General features: G+C 54.7%; 12 protein-coding genes. 3 read left to right on the forward strand and 9 right to left on the reverse strand.

The window, feature by feature from the left end:
• The first annotated feature begins 337 nt into the window (after positions 1 to 337).
• Positions 338 to 1,987, forward strand: coding sequence for a GMC family oxidoreductase (locus C2L65_RS36350; protein ID WP_042304852.1), 1,650 nt, complete (start codon positions 338 to 340; stop codon positions 1,985 to 1,987).
• Positions 1,988 to 2,145: 158 nt separating this feature from the next.
• Here the strand turns inward: C2L65_RS36350 and C2L65_RS36355 are convergent, their stop codons facing one another.
• Both C2L65_RS36355 and C2L65_RS36360 read right to left on the reverse strand, forming a co-directional pair.
• Positions 2,146 to 2,424 (reverse strand): hypothetical protein, encoded by a 279-nt coding sequence (locus C2L65_RS36355; protein WP_156132235.1) that lies wholly within the window; start codon positions 2,422 to 2,424, stop codon positions 2,146 to 2,148.
• A 364-nt stretch (positions 2,425 to 2,788) separates the two neighbouring features.
• Positions 2,789 to 4,450, reverse strand: a complete 1,662-nt coding sequence (locus C2L65_RS36360; protein WP_345789595.1) for a methyl-accepting chemotaxis protein — start codon at positions 4,448 to 4,450, stop codon at positions 2,789 to 2,791.
• A 1,117-nt stretch (positions 4,451 to 5,567) separates the two neighbouring features.
• Here C2L65_RS36360 and C2L65_RS36365 point away from each other — a divergent pair.
• Complete coding sequence (locus C2L65_RS36365) at positions 5,568 to 6,974, forward strand: CynX/NimT family MFS transporter (RefSeq protein WP_233446623.1); 1,407 nt, start codon at positions 5,568 to 5,570, stop codon at positions 6,972 to 6,974.
• A 648-nt stretch (positions 6,975 to 7,622) separates the two neighbouring features.
• On the opposite strand, the gene C2L65_RS36370 is transcribed toward C2L65_RS36365, so the two are convergent.
• The 5 genes from C2L65_RS36370 to C2L65_RS36390 all read right to left on the reverse strand — a co-directional run bounded on the left by C2L65_RS36370 (position 7,623) and on the right by C2L65_RS36390 (position 13,113).
• Positions 7,623 to 7,976, reverse strand: coding sequence for a RidA family protein (locus tag C2L65_RS36370; RefSeq protein WP_042304855.1), 354 nt, complete (start codon positions 7,974 to 7,976; stop codon positions 7,623 to 7,625).
• 233 nt (positions 7,977 to 8,209) lie between these two features.
• A complete protein-coding gene (locus C2L65_RS36375; protein WP_081920763.1) occupies positions 8,210 to 8,731 on the reverse strand; it encodes a gamma carbonic anhydrase family protein in 522 nt (173 codons plus the stop codon).
• A 66-nt stretch (positions 8,732 to 8,797) separates the two neighbouring features.
• Positions 8,798 to 9,586 (reverse strand): enoyl-CoA hydratase/isomerase family protein, encoded by a 789-nt coding sequence (locus C2L65_RS36380; RefSeq protein WP_042304856.1) that lies wholly within the window; start codon positions 9,584 to 9,586, stop codon positions 8,798 to 8,800.
• 10 nt (positions 9,587 to 9,596) lie between these two features.
• The gene (locus C2L65_RS36385; RefSeq protein WP_233446624.1) at positions 9,597 to 11,747 is read right to left on the reverse strand and encodes an acetate--CoA ligase family protein; all 2,151 of its coding nucleotides are present in this window, start codon (positions 11,745 to 11,747) and stop codon (positions 9,597 to 9,599) included.
• A 40-nt stretch (positions 11,748 to 11,787) separates the two neighbouring features.
• The gene (locus C2L65_RS36390; protein WP_042304937.1) at positions 11,788 to 13,113 is read right to left on the reverse strand and encodes an MFS transporter; all 1,326 of its coding nucleotides are present in this window, start codon (positions 13,111 to 13,113) and stop codon (positions 11,788 to 11,790) included.
• A gap of 152 nt (positions 13,114 to 13,265) precedes the next feature.
• Between C2L65_RS36390 and C2L65_RS36395 the strand changes: the two genes are divergently transcribed.
• Positions 13,266 to 14,165 carry a LysR family transcriptional regulator gene (locus C2L65_RS36395; protein ID WP_042304858.1) on the forward strand — a complete coding sequence of 300 codons (900 nt, stop codon included), beginning with the start codon at positions 13,266 to 13,268 and terminating at the stop codon, positions 14,163 to 14,165.
• 863 nt (positions 14,166 to 15,028) lie between these two features.
• On the opposite strand, the gene C2L65_RS36400 is transcribed toward C2L65_RS36395, so the two are convergent.
• Both C2L65_RS36400 and C2L65_RS36405 read right to left on the reverse strand, forming a co-directional pair.
• A complete protein-coding gene (locus tag C2L65_RS36400) occupies positions 15,029 to 15,739 on the reverse strand; it encodes a hypothetical protein (protein ID WP_052426789.1) in 711 nt (236 codons plus the stop codon).
• Between the two features lie 596 nt (positions 15,740 to 16,335).
• Positions 16,336 to 16,614, reverse strand: coding sequence for a hypothetical protein (locus C2L65_RS36405; protein ID WP_042304859.1), 279 nt, complete (start codon positions 16,612 to 16,614; stop codon positions 16,336 to 16,338).
• Positions 16,615 to 16,858: the final 244 nt, after the last annotated feature.

Consider the following 16,858-nt stretch of genomic DNA (forward strand, 5'->3'; position numbering starts at 1 on the left):
TGCATAGTGAACATGTCAAGTTGACTGCTCTGACCTGCTACCCAAAGAGCGTAATCCGAAATGGTCGTTAAGCCTGGACAAATCTGTTACCGCACTTCGGCCCTTCCGATCGATCAAAAATTCTGTGCGCTCGTGTAACCGGCCGATTGTCGACGACGAAATAGCAGAAGCGTCACACAGTCTTGTGTCGACAACAATCGTTGCAGAGTTCGTAGCGACACGGTGCCGATTTGGCCCGATCCAAGAGGAAGCGCTGTCCTCTATAACTTTGGTGCGATCGTCACAGATATGTGCTCGACCCTCGATTAGCCCGTTTTCAACATGAGGTTATAACAGCATGCCGGCACACCACGAAAATACGCAGCTCCGCGAACGCGTCATCGCCAACCAGAAGCAGCGCAATGCTCAATTGCGCAATAGTTACGACTTCATTGTGTGCGGTAGCGGCACCGCAGGATCCGTCGTTGCTCGACGACTTTCGGAGCATCAAGACATAACAGTTCTGGTTCTTGAAGCAGGCACTACCGACGACGTGCCGCAAGTCTGGGAAGCTGGCGCATGGATTTCAAACCTTGGATCAGAGCGCGACTGGGGCTTCGTCGCTCAGGCCAACCCGAATATAAATGGCCGGGCGATTTCGTTGAACATGGGGAAAGTCCTTGGCGGCGGCTCAAGCATCAACGCGATGTATTGGTCCAGGGGCCACAAGAATGACTGGGACACGCTAGCAGCCGAAACCGGCGATCCCGACTGGAACTACGCATCGGTTCTTGCTCTATACCGGGGAATCGAGGATTGGCGAGGTGCTCCCGATCCGCAATTCCGAGGTGAAGGAGGCCTGGTCCATGTTGCAACGGCGACAGCCCTATCTGACGTCACGCATGCATGCCTGGACGCTTATGGTCAGCACGGCATCCCGATTTTCGCGAGCCAGAACGGTGCTCTGATGGAAGGCACCGAAGGAGCATCGATGGCGGACGTGTGCATTGACGGTGGACGACGCGCCTCAATATTCCGGTCTTACCTCTATCCGGTTATGGATCAATCAAATGTAACCGTCCTCACAGGTGCACTGGTTACCCGCGTACTCTTCGAGGGTAAGCGCGCAGTTGGAGTCGAATGTGTCGTCGGCGGTCAGATCCAGCGTTTCCTCGCCGCCAGTGAAGTTGTGCTGTCCCTCGGTGCCATCCTCACCCCAAAGGTGTTAATGCAGTCGGGAATTGGAGATGCCCACGATCTTCGAGAGTTTGGCATACCCATCAAAGAAGGGCTCACAGGAGTTGGACGAAATTTTCAGGACCATTGTATGGTGGCAGGCTGCATCTGGGAATGCTCTGATCTGGTTGAACCGGGGACAATACCCCACAATCCAACTCCCCAGGCAAATGCATTCTTTCGCAGTTCCGCTGCCTTGAATTCGCCAGATATTCAGGTAATTCAAGCTGGCTTCGCGCTCGCCAGTGATGAAATCGCCCACAAATATGCGCCGCCGCCAAACTCCTGGACGTTGCTTCCCACGCTCGTACGTCCGAAATCAACCGGGAGAATCAGGCTAACAGGCAAACATGCCACAGACCCCGTTACCATCGATGCTAACGTTCTAAGCGATCCCGCAGACCTCGCCGCGCTCGTGAAAGCAGTCGAACTCGTTAACGAGCTTGGATCCTCTGTATCGCTTAGACGATACTCCGCACGGCAGATTGCACCTAGCATGCTACGACGTTCGGATCTTGAAAATTTTGTTCGCGATTCTGTCGTCAGTGTATGGCATCAAACGTGTACCGCGAAGATGGGGACCGACCGGGAATCGGTCGTCAACAGCGAACTCCAGGTTCATGGTATCGAAGGTTTGACGGTGGCTGATGGGTCGGTCTTGCGCCGAGTGACAACGGGCAACACGATGGCTCCGTGTGTCATCATTGGCGAGCGGGCTGCATTGTCTTTGAAACACCGTCACGGAATCGATAGGCGCATGACTCGAGACTAAGCGGAAGATAGTGCGCGTCAGCCAACTTATCATATATCGTCAATCCGATGCGGATCGGTGGCGTGGTTCGCGCACTTCGCCCGCGCATCTCTGAGCTCGCCATTTGCTGTCGACGCCGCGACGCTGGCGCATCGCTGCCGTTGCGCACGGGCTTTCCACTACGGCCTGCAACGGCTTGCATCGAGAGATTCGATACGAATAGAGAGCGTTGTCAACACGCCAGCTTCATCACTTTGCTGCTCATTCGAGTTCGCCCATGGACCGGAAAAGTGCAAATTCGGCCGGTGCTGCAAGCTGAGGTCACGCAAGACGTTCAATGCAAGCAGCGTAATGGATTCGACGAGCAAACGATCGAGTGTGCACTGGTACGCGGCGATCAGCGGAGGCGTGAGCACCCAATGCGCGACCTGTAACAACCCAGATTGCCGCCGTTTCAAGCTTGCTCGTGCCGAATGCGGGCGGCAACACCGCGATTCCAAAGCGGTCCACTACGAGCCGGATTCCTGCAGCTAGCGATGAAAGACAGTTGATGCGCACCAGGGCGTCGCCGCTCGTCAAGAACAGGTCTGTCAAAAATCCATGCGGTGGTGAGTGGCGCAAGACTTATTTTGGGGCAAGCGGCCAGTTTGGCCTCAGCAAGTGCCCTGCCGACAAGTTGAGAGCCAGACTGACCATCCAGCACACGCATGTCCAAGTCCTGCCGCAACATGCGACTTCTCTACACATACATCACCGAGGCGTCACGTCCCGACGCACAGCCGCTGTCACGAACACTTCGTCCGCTGCAGCTCGCCCGTCGTCTCAGAACGATTGCCAGTCCTGCTGTGACGACTCTTTTTTCGCTAGCGGTGCTAATGCCACCTTGGGAATGGCAATAGCGTGGTTCACCTGCGGCCGAGGTGCTGTCGGGGTGACAAACCCTACCTGTGTACGAAATGCGGTCATGATCTGCTTGAGGCTGGCCGCCAGCGACGCTAAAGACTGAGCAGCCGCCGACGCTTCTTCAACGAGCGCTGCATTCTGCTGTGTAACTTCGTCCATCTGCGTGACAGCCTGATTGACCTGTTCAATCCCCTTACGTTGCTCGTCGGACGCCGCAGAAATCTCGCCCATCAAATCGGTTACGCGTCTGACAGAGGCGACTGCTTCCAGCACGGTTGCCTTCGCCTGATCCACGAGTGTTGAGCCTTTGCGCGCACCTTCCACTGATTCTGAAATCAGTGCCTTGATTTCTTTGGCCGCTGCCGCGCTGCGTTGCGCTAGCACGCGGACCTCGCCCGCCACGACCGCAAATCCACGCCCTTCCTCCCCTGCGCGCGCAGCTTCGACTGCAGCGTTCAATGCAAGGATGTTCGTCTGGAATGCAATACCCTCGATAACAGCAATATTGTCGGACATCCGGTCAGCGCCCGCCGTGATATCTCGCATCGTGTCGACAACACTCCCTATAACCTCGCCCGCGCGTGTCGCGACAGCTGATGCGCTAAGGGCGAGTTTGTTGCCCTGTGCCGCATTTTCCGCATTTTGCCTAACGGTAGACGTCAGTTGCTCCATGCTGGCCGCTGTCTCTTCAAGGGAGGCAGCCTGTTGTTCCGTGCGCTGGCTGAGGTCAATGTTGCCGCTGGCAATCTGCGACGATGCAGTCGCGATGCTGTCGCTGCTATCGCGTACCTGCCCAACAATCTTCTTGAGCTTATCATTCATGATTCTCAGCGCGTCGAGCAGCTGCGCTGTCTCGTCTCTGCCTGTGACTTCAATCACCGACGTCAAGTCGCCGTCCGAGACCACTCGTGCGAAATCCACAGCACGTCCGATGGGTCGCGTAATAGACCGCGAGATGAGGATGGCCGTAACCGTGCTCACAAGCACTGCTATTGCGATTATCACGACCGTACTGACGGTGGAAGAACGATAGCTGGAAGCCGCAGATTCACGCGCGGCCTCGCCGCCGTTCCGGTTCAACTTAACGTCTTCCGTAATCGCATCCATCAAAGCGTTGAACTTGACAGAGGTGGGTCCAACGGCGACCGCTGCCGCCTCGAGGGTACTCGCGTGCCCGCTGTTTGCGATATCCAGCATTGCGGCGTCAGCCTGCATGTAGGCAGCCCATGTAGCGTCAATTCTTTTAGCAAGTACCTGTTCTTCGGGCGACGACACTAACGGGCGATATTTCTCGAATGTTTTCGTAAAAAGCTCTACCTGTGCATCATGAAGCCGATGCAGCTGCGATCGGCCTTCGGATGTGGGTTCTAACATCTCGCGAAGCGAGACCCGACGAACGCCGTTCGCAGAGGCGCTAATCTCCCTGAGCATCTGCATGCTCGGAAGCCAGTTGTCTGCCAAATCTCGCGTTCCCTTATAGACCTGATTAATCTGCCAGAGTGCTAGAGCGCCCAGGCCGCATATGATCAAAACCGAGGCGCCAAATCCCAAACCAAGCCGCTCGCCAATTTTGAGCTTCATCCGCATCTTCGTCCTTTGTGTTGTCGGAATTTACTCACATGTAAACGGCAGATTCATTTTATTCCTTAGGAAAAAATCATCAATTTAACTATCTTACGCACTGAATTTTTAGTTAATCATTATTCGTTTTTGTAGACTTATAAATTTAGCTAATAAAGATCGAGGATAGTCTGATCGAAATCAAGTTCCTTGCACGGAAGGCTACGGCGTGCGAGTCCCGTTTACGACGGCTGTGAGAGTGAAAGCACGGTACGGGATCATGTGACCTCAGATAAGACGCATATAGTGAGGTCCACGGCGCAGTCACGAAGTGGTAAAGCCTTCTTGCTTAACCTAGGTCATCGAGCTGACCGAGACCCCCAAAGTCCTGATTTGGGAACGTTCTATAGTGTGATTCACTTTGAAATATCGAGCATTTTTGGGTTTTTTCACTCGAATTTAGATGAAAGGGACATTTTGATAATTCAGAAAAATGCGTATAAAAATCTTTATAAAACGAATCCTACGAACAGTGCTCCCTCCGGAGACCTATCCTCAACATTTCGTTGTCAAGCGTAGCTGGCAGGCAGGCAGTACAGGGGGGGCTTCACACAACGCAAGCACTCGCCAGGTAATTTGATGGCCAGCTCTCCCGCGTTGTCGCCGCGACAGTGCGCAGCAGAACAGCTTTCCCATACGGAAAGCGGCACAAGAATTCTGCACACTCGAAAGTATTTCTCTTCATCTTAAGAGTCTGCCCATCAACCTGTCTTACCCGTGAAGTCTCGCGACTGCTCCGAAAGAAGACCTCATGTTCACACCGCTTCGATGGGTTGCTGCGTCCCATACCAAACTACATAACAATGATGATTTCGAGAGAATCGACAGTTACATACGAACGAGTGTCGACGAGCAGACTCACCCGGTTGCGCGGAAAATTGCTAACAGGGTTATTCGACTTCAGCCGATGTCGACGTGGACGGTGCGGCAGATTGATACGATAACTGCAGCCCCGCAGAAGAAGCGAAGAGCGGGAACGCTGCCCCTTTCATAAGAGCCACAGATGAGTTATGAGCCGCAATGACATGTTTATGCGAACATAACGAACGTAGCGTGGTATGACGGTAAGCATAAGCGCATGACGCGTGTCAAAATATACATCCACGCGTTTGTTTTCGACATCTGGGAACCAAAGTATGGTTTGGCTCACCCGACAACGCACCCACTTGAACCTCTGATGAAAACGTCTGGCTGTAACAACGGCGATTGCCCGAAATCTATCGCGCTGGTCACTTCGGTTGATAGTAGTTCGGGTTTGGCTCCTCCCGGCGATACAGTTCGACATTTGTCGCGCAGTGCGTGCATCTCGCTCGCGGCAAGTCTTGCCCTCATTGCCCTGTCGCTACGTTCACCAATCACTGGTGTGGGTCCAATTCTCCTTGACGCGGTCAAGACAGTCGGCCTGTCTGCGTTAGGAGCAAGTATGCTGACTACTTTACCATCGCTTTGCTTCGGGTTATTCGGACCTCTCGCACCGGGACTCGCACGTCGACTCGGTAGCGAACGAGCGTTACTCTTACTTTTGTTTGTTCTGACATCTGGTATCGGGCTACGCGCAATTCCAGCGTGGCAGGCGCTGTTCGCAGGTCAGGTCATTGCCTGCTTTAGCATCGGCCTCATCAATGTCCTTCTGCCTGGTATCGTAAAGCGCGATTTTCCGAGCCACATCATTCGAGTAACAGGCCTCTACAGTGCCGCGATGAGTGCAGGCGCTGCGTTAGCAGCGGCTTCCACTGTCCCAGTTGCCAATGCGATCGGCCACTCATTCAACAGTATCCACGCTACTGCGTGGACTTGGGCACTGGCGCTCTGGGCTGTGCCGTCCGCGCTGGCGGCAGTAATCTGGATGCGACAGCTTCCACTGCACGATGGCAGGCCGCAGCAACATCGCTCAATCATGCGGCTGCTCTTACGGGACTCGCTCGCATGGCAGGTCACCCTGTTTATGGGTTCGCAGTCCTCGCTTGCATATATCGTCTTTGGTTGGCTGGCCACAGTGTTGCGGATGCGAGGTCTGAGCGCATTAGATGCCGGGTTAATGTTATCGCTGAGCGTCATCGCTCAAGTAGTGGCGTCTCTGTTAATTCCTGTCGTCGCCGCACGAATGTCAGATCAGCGAGCAGTGAATGTGATGGCCATGGCCTTAACATGCGTCAGCCTCCTTGGATGTTTTTTTGCCCCGCTCTCGACAATCATTGTTTGGGCCCCGCTTTTGGGCTTTGCACAAGGCGCCGCTCTTATTCTTGCTCTGACCGCAATTGGTTTACGTGCACCCGACTCTCACACGGCCTCGCAACTTTCGAGCATGGCTCAAGGAATCGGCTATCTCTTGGCATCGGGCGGACCATTCGTTGCCGGATCACTGATACGCGCGACAGGGTCGCTCCATGGCCTCGCCGCACTATGTACCTCGATCAGTATTCTCTCAGCGGTAGTTGGCTACGCGGCAGGACGTCCAAAGCACGTAAAATTGGGGATGAGATAGCAGTTCCGGCGTTGCGACAAGCGGTAAGCTGCTTCGACCTCATCGTCGCTTCCATACGAACGTTACAAGACAGACTGCAATAAACATCAGAAAACTCAAAAAAAGACCCACCACAGGAAATTAGCGCAGGTTTTGTAATGTGGCTCAAAATACGACGTCATTCCAATCGATATTTCCATCTGCAAGCCATATCGCGGACAGAAGGAACGTATCTACCCAGCGCGCCAAATAAAACAGCCCCGGCTGAACGGGCTCCCTTGAGGCTCTGGCAAGAGCAGCGGGATCGTCAGTGACTACGATCGGCCCGCTACGTGGGCAAACATGTCTTCAAGGCTCCACTGTAGCTGTAACAGTCACCGCCGGTCTGAACGGCTCGGATGGCTCGGAGCTGAGTTATCTGTCCCGGAAATGCACGACATCAAGACGGGAACCTCGGGACGGCAGCGAACAACCTGCGACTCGACCCGGAGCGTGTTTGCCGGGGACGATATTCCTTTCAAGAAAAATGCGGTAACCGAGCCTGTCGCACATCATCCACATAAGCTGCTTGCGCTCTATGAAAGCCGATCAATGGAGCCAATCGACGCAAAAACGAGTCTACTGAGTGATACGGCTCACTTACTGTCGGATGGAGCGATACGCACCGTTTCACTTCAATGCAGTGACAGCGATTTCCACATCCAGGCCCGGCCGCATCAGCGCTGCAGTGACACATACGCGGGTAGGCGCGTGACCCTCTGGCACCCACGCATCCCAGATTTCGTTGAAAGCGTCAAAGTACAGCGGCGTGCTGATCCATACATTTGCGGTGAGCAAGCGCGTTTTGTCTACATTTGCCGACTCGAGAAGAGAATCAATACGCGCGAGGACCTCCTTAACCTGAATCGCAAACGGTGCGCTTGCTGTATCGGGAAGCTGACCGGACAGATAGACTACGTCGTTTGCGATTACAACGTGACTCATACGGGCATTAGTTTTCAGTCGTTCGATCAAGTTACTCATGACTCGTTCCAAAGTGACGGTGCTGCCACGCCATCGAGTTCAAAGACGGTCGCGCAATGGCGCAGCACATTTCTATACTCTTCGTAAAAGGAGTCCAGGTACGTGCTCGTCGCAACAAGGGGAATCCGTGCTCAGACACCTACTTGCGACGGAATCTCTTGCGTGCGAAAGCTGCTCCTACATCTCCGGCTCGGTTGACTTCGTGTGCAATTTGACGCGTCGATCGCTGCACGTCAGGCGATTCGACGCAGATGAGTTCGATATAGCCGTCCCTTTTCGATATAGCTTGCGGTTCCGGCCTGAATCCCAACGATCTCCTCGGCTGACAGTTCTCGCAGGATTTTCCCGACCCCTATCACCAACGAGCCATCAGGTATTTCGCGCCCCTCAGGTATGATTGCTCCGGCTCCTATAAGGCAGTTTCGACCCACTTTTGCCTTGTTAAGGACTACGGCACCGATGCCAATAAGCGAGCCTTCGCCAATTGTGCATCCATGCAGCATAGCTTGATGACCTACTGTGACATCCGGGCCAATGTGAAGAGGATTTTCCGGGTCAACATGAAGCACGCTGCCCTCCTGAACATTGCTACCTCGTTCAATAACGATTGTGTCGTTATCGCCGCGAATAGTGACACCTGACCAGATGCTGACGTCATCGCCGAGAGTGACGTTGCCGATGATCACGGCATTTTCGAATATATAGGCACTGGGACTAACTTCTGGGCGGCGACCGTGAAATTCGTAGACTGGCAATTTTTCCTCGATTTTTTTGCAAAAAAGCGCTGCTAGGCGAGCTGCTCGTATTGGCATCCGTGATTTTTAACGGTTGGACGCTTGATTTTTTGCTAGAAACGCTGCAATGAGACGTTGCGGCTCGCCTCTTTCGAAGCAGGCGATTTGTGCCTTCACGCCGGCCGCGAACGCATCATCAAAACCTTGTTGAGTGACTTTGCAGAGGCGCTCCTTTGTCAGACGAGTGGCGTTGCGCGGCAAAGACGCCAGTTTTCTGGCACGGGTCACTCCGGCTTCGAATGCACCGCCCGCTTCGCACGTTTCCGTCAGCAAGCCGATCTCAAAAGCACGCTTTCCCGTGATGAGTTCAGCCATCAATGACAGTTGCAGATTGTGAGTGCGGCCGATGTGCAATTCCATCAGATACGGTCCAACAATGCTGGCCAAACCTACCTTTACTTCTGGTTGCCCCCAGGTACTGTTTTCCGGCGCAACGCGCCAGTCTGTGCATAGCGCCATGTGGAAGCCCAGACCGACGCACACGCCCTCGACTGCAGTAACACAAGGCTTGGAGAACTTGCGGAACGAGTCAAGCAATAGCTTCTGGCTTCCCTGCCAACCTGCGACGCCGTCCTGATCAATCGACGCGAGTTCTTCGAGATCTTGTCCGGAGCTAAGCGCCCGACCGCCTTCCCCTGCGAGAACGACCGCGCGAACATCGTTGCTGGCGTCACAGGCAGAAAGAAGCGAAATTATGTTGCTGCGTATGTTGTTGTTGACCGCGTTCATACGATCCGGACGATTCAGTTTGATGATTGCGATACCGTCCTCAATGCTGAACAACAAGTCGTTGGTTGTTGAAGAAAGATTAGTCATAACAGTTCTATCAGTGAAGTTCCACGACAGCGTCTACAGCCACCACTCCGTCATTCATCACCATCACTGGATTTATGTCGACAGACTTCAACGCGCCGCCCGCAGACGTAGCGAAGTTTCCAAGTGCAACAGCCGCTCGAGCCAGGGCTTTAATGTCGAGTGCAGGCTCCCCGCGATAGCCGTCAAACAGTTTTCCAATCCGAAGCGCTCGCAAAGCAGCTTCTGCATCTTCGACTGAAAACGGTGCAAGTAGCGTCGCAATGTCCTTTCGGAGTTCAAGCAAAGTCCCCCCCTCGCCTACCATGACAACTGGACCGAGAAGTGGGTCAACGCTCACGCCTAGCACGAATTCGTGTTTTCCTTTGATCATCTGGGCGACCACGACTCTCGGATCTGTGACGCCCATCTGCTCAAGCTTTGAAAGACATTCCTCGGTCGCACGCTGAACATCCTCTGCTGTGCGCAGACCAAGATGAACCAATCCGTGTTCACTTTTATGCGGTACGTTCGCTGCACATCCTTTGACAGCGACAAACCTGCCAAGGCGGTGAAACGCGGACACTGCGTCTTCTGAGCTGATGCAAATCTGGTGGCGAACCACAGGTACGCCGCTGTCGGAAAGAAGACTCAAGCTCGTGGCTTCGTCCTGAAGTCCTGTTCCCCTGAGTGTGACGAAGTGCGACTGGTCGGCGCGGCTACCGGTTTTCCTGATCAGTCGCTGGTGCGCGCAGTATTGAGCGAGCGCTAGAATCGCATCTGGATCGGTAACGAAGGTGGGCAAGCCTGCGTCGGTGAAAACTTTGCGTACGTTGGGCTGGGGAGCGCACACAACCAGAGGCTTCAGGTGCTTGTCCGCGAACGCTCGCGCCGCCTCGGCAAACGCATCGAGATCAAAGCCGGGGCCGGCGACGGGAACGCTGACGATCATTGCGTCCGCGCCAGGATCGGTCCCAATCGCATTGAGGACGCCAGGAAACATTTCATTGTTCGTCAGAATTGCTGCCGTCATGTCCAGCGGATTGTCTGCCGTTCCAAAGTCCGGGAGAATCTCGCCAAGCTTGGCCTTCGTTTCACCAGTAAGAACCGTCAGCGCGAGCCCTGTGCGCTCTGCGTAGTCGGCCGTCATGACCGCAACCGCGCCGCTGTGACTCATCGCAACGGCTTTGCCCTCACCGGCATCGTAGTTTTGCAGGTAAAGCGGAGTTGCACGGATGAATTCATTAATATCTCGTGCTCTCCAGATTCCGTGACGAGCGAGGAACGCATCTACAGCTGCGTCGTTGCCTGCGAGCGCTCCTGTGTGGGACGCCGCAGCCTGTGCCCCGCGCTCACTACTGCCACTTTTAATCGCAACTATATAAGCGCCACGCTCGCGCGCAAGACGCGCTGCACTCGCAAGGCGCGCGGGGTCGGAGATTGATTCGAGATAAACCAGGATCAGCCTGATACCTGGATCACTTGCGACAGCCTCAGCCATCGCACATGCGCCCGCGTCCGAATCGTTTCCCGTAGCGATCACGTAACGCACGCCAATCCCTTCCTGACGAAGGAGCGCGTACGGCATAACACTCGCAGCGCCGCTCTGACTGACGATCGCGATTGGGCCGTCAAGGGGTGTGACGTCCATGAACATGGTGCTGAAGTTCAGCACTGCGCCAGTCGCGAAATTCGCCGAGCCTTGAGCGTTCGGTCCAATAATCCTGATTCCTGTCTCGCGAGCTACACGTACGAGTTCTTCCTCGCGCTCCTTGCCCTTGTCACCGAGTTCCGAGAATCCGGACGACATAACAACGGCAAACTTCACACCCGCCTCTCCGCAACGGCGGATCTGCTCAAGAACTGAATTTCCACCAACTGCAACGATTACCGCGTCAGGCACCGTTGGGACGTCTTCGATGTTGCTGAAGGCCGGCAACCCTTGAATTTCGGTTTTTGTGGGATTGACGGGATAGATAGCGCCCTTGAACCCATATTTTTGCAAATAATGAATAGGCCGCCCACCAACTTTGTTTGGATTTTCTGACGCACCGATGACGGCCACTGCGTTCGGGGCGAAAAGGTCTTTGAATAGAATTTCCACGTTCATTCCTTTATTCGTAATCCTTAATTTAATCGTTGATTTCTCGTCAGCGTATTTTACACAGTCGATGATGCGGCCCAACCTTATAACTGCTGATAGAGCGGGCACTTCAGTCGAGGATCTAAACTTCGACTCGCCGTTCTTTGAGTTTTCTTGCGGGAACGCCGATGATGATCGACAGTCCGGCACAAACAATGACCATTGCAACCAGATAAAAACCAGCGGTTGCACTCTTGGTGAGCGAATTGCCCCAACTGAAGACGACAGGCGCAACAAGGCCCGCTGATTGACCAATGCAACTCACCAGGCCGATACCACCTGCTGCTGCGCGACCTGAGAGATACGCTGGGGGAATTGTCCAAAATAGAGCGACGGCAGTTAAAAATCCTGCATTGCTGACCGACAGCAGCGCGATAGACGCAACCCAGTTGCTGGCAGCAGAAGGCAGCAGTGAAAGTCCAAACGCTGTGAGCATTGCGACAGCTCCATAATGCCAGCGCCGTTCCATCATCCGGTCCGAATTGCGACAAACGAGCAGCATAAACGCAGCACCCACGATATACGGAATCGCAGACAGTAACCCCACATCAGCCAGATTGCTGATCCCGGCCCTGCGAATAATCGACGGTCCCCAGAAACTAAGGACGCTGCTTGACCACGGTACGGCCATATATCCGAAGGCGAGCAGATAAAGACGTGGATCTTTGAGGACTTCACCGAAACTCGACGACGTGATATCGGACTTTACTTTTTCATCATCAGCGATATCAGACGCGATCATCTCCCGCTGTTCAGACGTCAACCAGCGCGCATCCGCCGGCTTGTCATTGAGGTAGAACAAGGCAACGATCCCGACGATCACGCTGGGCAGCCCTTCGAGAAGGAAAAGCCACTTCCAGCCCTGCATTCCGGAGACGCCGTTCATGTGGGAAAGAATCCACCCGGAGACCGGGCCACCGAGTGCTCCAGCCACGGCCACGGCGAGGAAAAGCCGCGAGGTGATACGTGCACGCTTGGCACTCGGGAACCAGTACGTCAGGTAGAGTACGATTCCTGGAAAGAAGCCCCCTTCGGCGATCCCCAAAAGAGCGCGAGCGATATAAAACTCCACTGGGTTCCGTACGAACATCATTCCTGAAGAAACAAGACCCCAAAGAATCATGATCCGGGAGATGGTCAGGCGAGCTCCCATTTTTTTCAGCAGCAGGTTGCTTGGCACTTCGAGTGCCACATATCCGACAAAAAACAAGCCAACGCCGAGTCCATACGCTGCGTCGCTCAACCCGATGTCCTTCTGGAACTGGAGGTGGGCAAAGCTGATGTTTACTCGATCCAGAAAATTGAGTGTGTAGCAGATGAACAGAAACGGTATCAGTCGCCACCCTACTTTGGCATAGATAGCTTTCCGTTCATCTGACGATGTAGCCGAGCTGTAGGAATCGCTCATCACAACATTTTCCAATTTGGCCCCCTGAGGCTGGACATTGACGGGCATCCGAGCCTGTTGCTGAGCTCCCCTTGGCTTCGGATGCTTGTCATTGTCATATACAGCGGATATTATTCAATTTAATTTATTTGATTAACTTAAAAATTCACCTTATGAATGTGACTCTCAGACAGCTTCGGGCGTTTCGTGCTGTGGCGGAGGCAGGTAGCTTCACTGATGCTGCAAAGCAATTGCACCTCACGCAGGCCGCGCTTAGTTCGTTAGTCAAGGAACTCGAAGGCATAATCGGGATACGGTTGTTCGATCGGAGCACGCGGAGCACGAAGCTGTCCTCAGCGGGTGCCGACTTTTTCCCGCTTGCAGTCAAGGTGCTCGAAGATCTCGACTACGCGCTCGCGAGCACGCTCCAGCTACAGGAGATGAAACGTGGCAATGTCCGCGTCGCATCTACGCCCCTGTACTCTTCGTATCTTCTGCCTCAGGTTGTCGCGGATTTCAAGCTACAGTTCCCAGGGGTTAACGTTCATCTATTGGATTCACTGAACGAGGACGTGCTGTTCCGCCTGACGAGCGGCGAAGCTGACCTCGCCGTGGCCCCGCGAAGAAACAACGATCTGGAGGTCGAAGAAGAGCTGCTCTTCAATGACACATTCGAAGTGGTATGTCCGTTCGGTCATCCTCTGGACGAACTCCAGGTCGCCACATGGGAGCAGATTCTGGAGTTTCCCTTCATCGCGATGACGAAGGGATATCTCGCAAGGTTACAACTGGATCTCGCCTCGTATTCGTCGGGTCTTAATCTGCAACCGGCGTATGAGGTGGCTTTCCTGACAACAGCACTCGCAATGGTCAAGGCTGGTCTCGGCGTGACGGCCTTGCCCGCTGGCGCGCTGACGATGATTGAGCATTTCGGGCTTCGAGCAGTGGAGGTGAAAGCTCCCGTTGTCTCGCGACAGGTCTCCTTGTTCACTCGTGCAGGCCAGAGTCTTCCTCCGGCGGCGGGAGAGCTCCGTCTTTTTTTGCTTCAAGCCACCGCTTTCCGGAGAGCGTAGTCTCGGTTTTTTCTCAGTTCACGTTGAAGGACGAGATAGGTCACGATCATCGATTGGCCGCGCGGGATATCGCGGTGCGCGCGGCGTGCCCTCAACCCCCAGACTGCAAACGGCCCGGCATTGCCGGCGCATAGCAACGCATTCTTGCAACGTCGACGCGGCTCGGAACGCTTGCACCGTGCGCTATTCTGACGGCAACCGCTCTTAGGTCGAAGTCCGTTTGCGCAGCGAAGCGCACGCATGTCAAATGACGTGCCGGTTCGATGGACGAACGGTGCCTCCGCCATAAAGTTCAAGATGTTCACGCAACCTCGGTTGTCGACAACACCCATTGAATGTCGCTGAGCTGGCCTACGTCTGCTTTCTCTTCACACCTGGTCAAGAACGATGTGTCCTTGCGCTGGCAACGCCATCAAATTGAGTCGGCATCGAATTCAAGCACGACCCATTTCATCGACTAGCGTTCGGACATAATCCCGCTCGCTACTGTAACCTTCGCAGAAAGCAAGGACGCAAAACTTAGATCATCTGGCTTAGGCTTGATGAATCGGTCCCCTATATTCACTCTAGAAACATTGATTTTGATACGCTTGCATGGAAACGTGTCAAATAGCATTGGATGCGGCGCGATGGGCTATCTCGCCATGCCGCCCGTTCGTCCGATGAGGGAATTCTCGAGGCCGATAATCTCGGCCGCCATACACTCTCCGACAAGGACAAGGCTACGCTCGATTTTTCACGTTCTCTCTCCCTCTGGAAGGCAGTCGTCGACACTGACCTTCCCGGCCCTCTACCGGCGCGCAGCGGATGTTTGTGTGCCGCTACTCCTCTGACCAGCATATATTGTCCGCATGACGCCGCCCTCAGGCGTTATCCTGAATTGAGGTTTCAGCCGCGAGATCGACTTCGAACTGCTTCATGTCTCGCCTTCGCCGTTTGCGTTTTTCTCCGTTCGAGGAAATGTAGTCGATCAGTTCCCGCTCGAGGTCCGAGTCCTTTGCCCCGGGCTTCCACGGAGCGGCCCGATGCTTCCTGCGGGTGCAACGAGCAAGATCCAGCGCTTGCTTCGCCGACTTCGCACACTCGAATTCGACCTCGTTGCACAGGTCTACGGGGTCGCCGTATTCCCAGACCGATGCGACGTATTCCCTGGCTGCGTGCACAGTGGCGGGAAATTCGCGAAGTTCGGACGCTACCTTGTGGCTCAACCATTTCCACTGAATTCTCTCTGGGAACTGGAACGATGGCACGTTTACACCGTTCAACGGCTCATAGCTCATCGTGCGGCCGGCTTCCCGCGCCGCCCACTCTGCCTTGTGCATCATGGACCGGCAGGTCCTGGCATAGGCTTCAAGAGAAAGCGCTGCTTCCAGGGCTACGTCACGCCTTTCACGACGATGCGCGCGCATGTCTTTCACGCCGCCCATCAACAACGCCACGCTAGAGCTAATCACGCTAGACGTCGCAACGACCTTCCAGTCGACCTGCCGAAGGACCGCCAGCGAAGCGGTCCACAATTCTGATCCATCCATGCCAGTTACCTCGAAATCCCCAAGTTGCGAAAGTATAGCCATGTGCCTGGCACGCGAAGGTCAAATCAGAGCGTTGCGTTCATCGGGAATTCCGCGCGTCTCCCCGGCTGATCCGAATTGAAAATCGATGCTGGAACCGCCGCACATCGCGCCCCAGCATTGTGATACCCGCCACCCTCAAACGACATGCGACGTTCGCCAGACAGTGAATCGCCTGACCATCGAGTTACACAGGAATCGGATCAAGTCCCCGCAGTTGACGCAGCATGCTCTACGTCTTCTGGTGCCAATCCACGAAGGTGCTGTGCATCGAGATGCATTCAAGCATTCGGACAGAAGATGTCCGGGTGGTGATCTATCCCTGCAACCAGCCTCATGTGCCAATGCGGCCCAATGATTCAGCCAACCTCATATCGTAGAGCCAGCATCATGCTGAACCGCAACAACTCACCTCTGGAAAGCCTCGCAGCGTTCGCCATCACGTTTGCCGTCGGCATCTTGTCGACCATCGCCTAGGGAACGTACACGAAACGGTGCGGCGCGACGCCCTTCAACAGCTCAGGCAACTTCCGCCGCGCGAACCGTGTTGCTGAAATGCCGCAATACTGCGCAAAGAGGTCCGCCCGAGGCAGGCCGCGTTAACCAGCCACACAGGAAAACGTCACCTCAGCTTCCTGGGGCGTCCATCCACGGACACCGTGCGTCTGCATGTCGACCTGCTGCATCTGTTTTCCCTGCTGCTTGCAATACTCGTCCGCCCGCTTGAGGTTCGATGCCTTGATTTCTCCCCACGGCGTCATGCCTCCGCGCACCTGCGTTGTGACGGTGAAGTGACCGTCGCCAGCAGGTGAAACGTCGGACATTGAAGTACATGCGGCCAAAGAGACCAGCAGGAGAAAAGGCAGGTTGCGCTTCATTGAAGTCGGGCAGAGATCAGAAACGGGCGAGCGCGACAAGCAGTTGTGGAACGTTTTCCGCGCCGACGCAATCTTCTAACAGTCCAAGGTAGGCCCGGTTGTACAACTGGTACTGACGCGGAATGGGCAGATCGAAGCGAGCGCGCACAATGGCCTGCGCGGCGTGATGTGTGGAGCTTACGATTCGTTAGGCATTTTGCTTGTCCAAGACAGCACTAACGGCGTCCTGAATGGAAACTTGAGA

It is taken from the genome of Paraburkholderia terrae (genome assembly GCF_002902925.1).
GTDB classification, from domain to species: domain Bacteria; phylum Pseudomonadota; class Gammaproteobacteria; order Burkholderiales; family Burkholderiaceae; genus Paraburkholderia; species Paraburkholderia terrae.

Coding starts and splice junctions, on each gene's coding strand:
- C2L65_RS36350 (WP_042304852.1), top strand. CDS start 338: ATGCCGGCACACCACGAAAATACGCAGCTCCGCGAACGCGTCATCGCC.
- C2L65_RS36360 (WP_345789595.1), bottom strand. CDS start 4,450: ATGAAGCTCAAAATTGGCGAGCGGCTTGGTTTGGGATTTGGCGCCTCG.
- C2L65_RS36365 (WP_233446623.1), top strand. CDS start 5,568: ATGACGCGTGTCAAAATATACATCCACGCGTTTGTTTTCGACATCTGG.
- C2L65_RS36370 (WP_042304855.1), bottom strand. CDS start 7,976: ATGAGTAACTTGATCGAACGACTGAAAACTAATGCCCGTATGAGTCAC.
- C2L65_RS36380 (WP_042304856.1), bottom strand. CDS start 9,586: ATGACTAATCTTTCTTCAACAACCAACGACTTGTTGTTCAGCATTGAG.
- C2L65_RS36390 (WP_042304937.1), bottom strand. CDS start 13,113: ATGAGCGATTCCTACAGCTCGGCTACATCGTCAGATGAACGGAAAGCT.
- C2L65_RS36395 (WP_042304858.1), top strand. CDS start 13,266: ATGAATGTGACTCTCAGACAGCTTCGGGCGTTTCGTGCTGTGGCGGAG.
- C2L65_RS36400 (WP_052426789.1), bottom strand. CDS start 15,739: ATGGCTATACTTTCGCAACTTGGGGATTTCGAGGTAACTGGCATGGAT.
- C2L65_RS36405 (WP_042304859.1), bottom strand. CDS start 16,614: ATGAAGCGCAACCTGCCTTTTCTCCTGCTGGTCTCTTTGGCCGCATGT.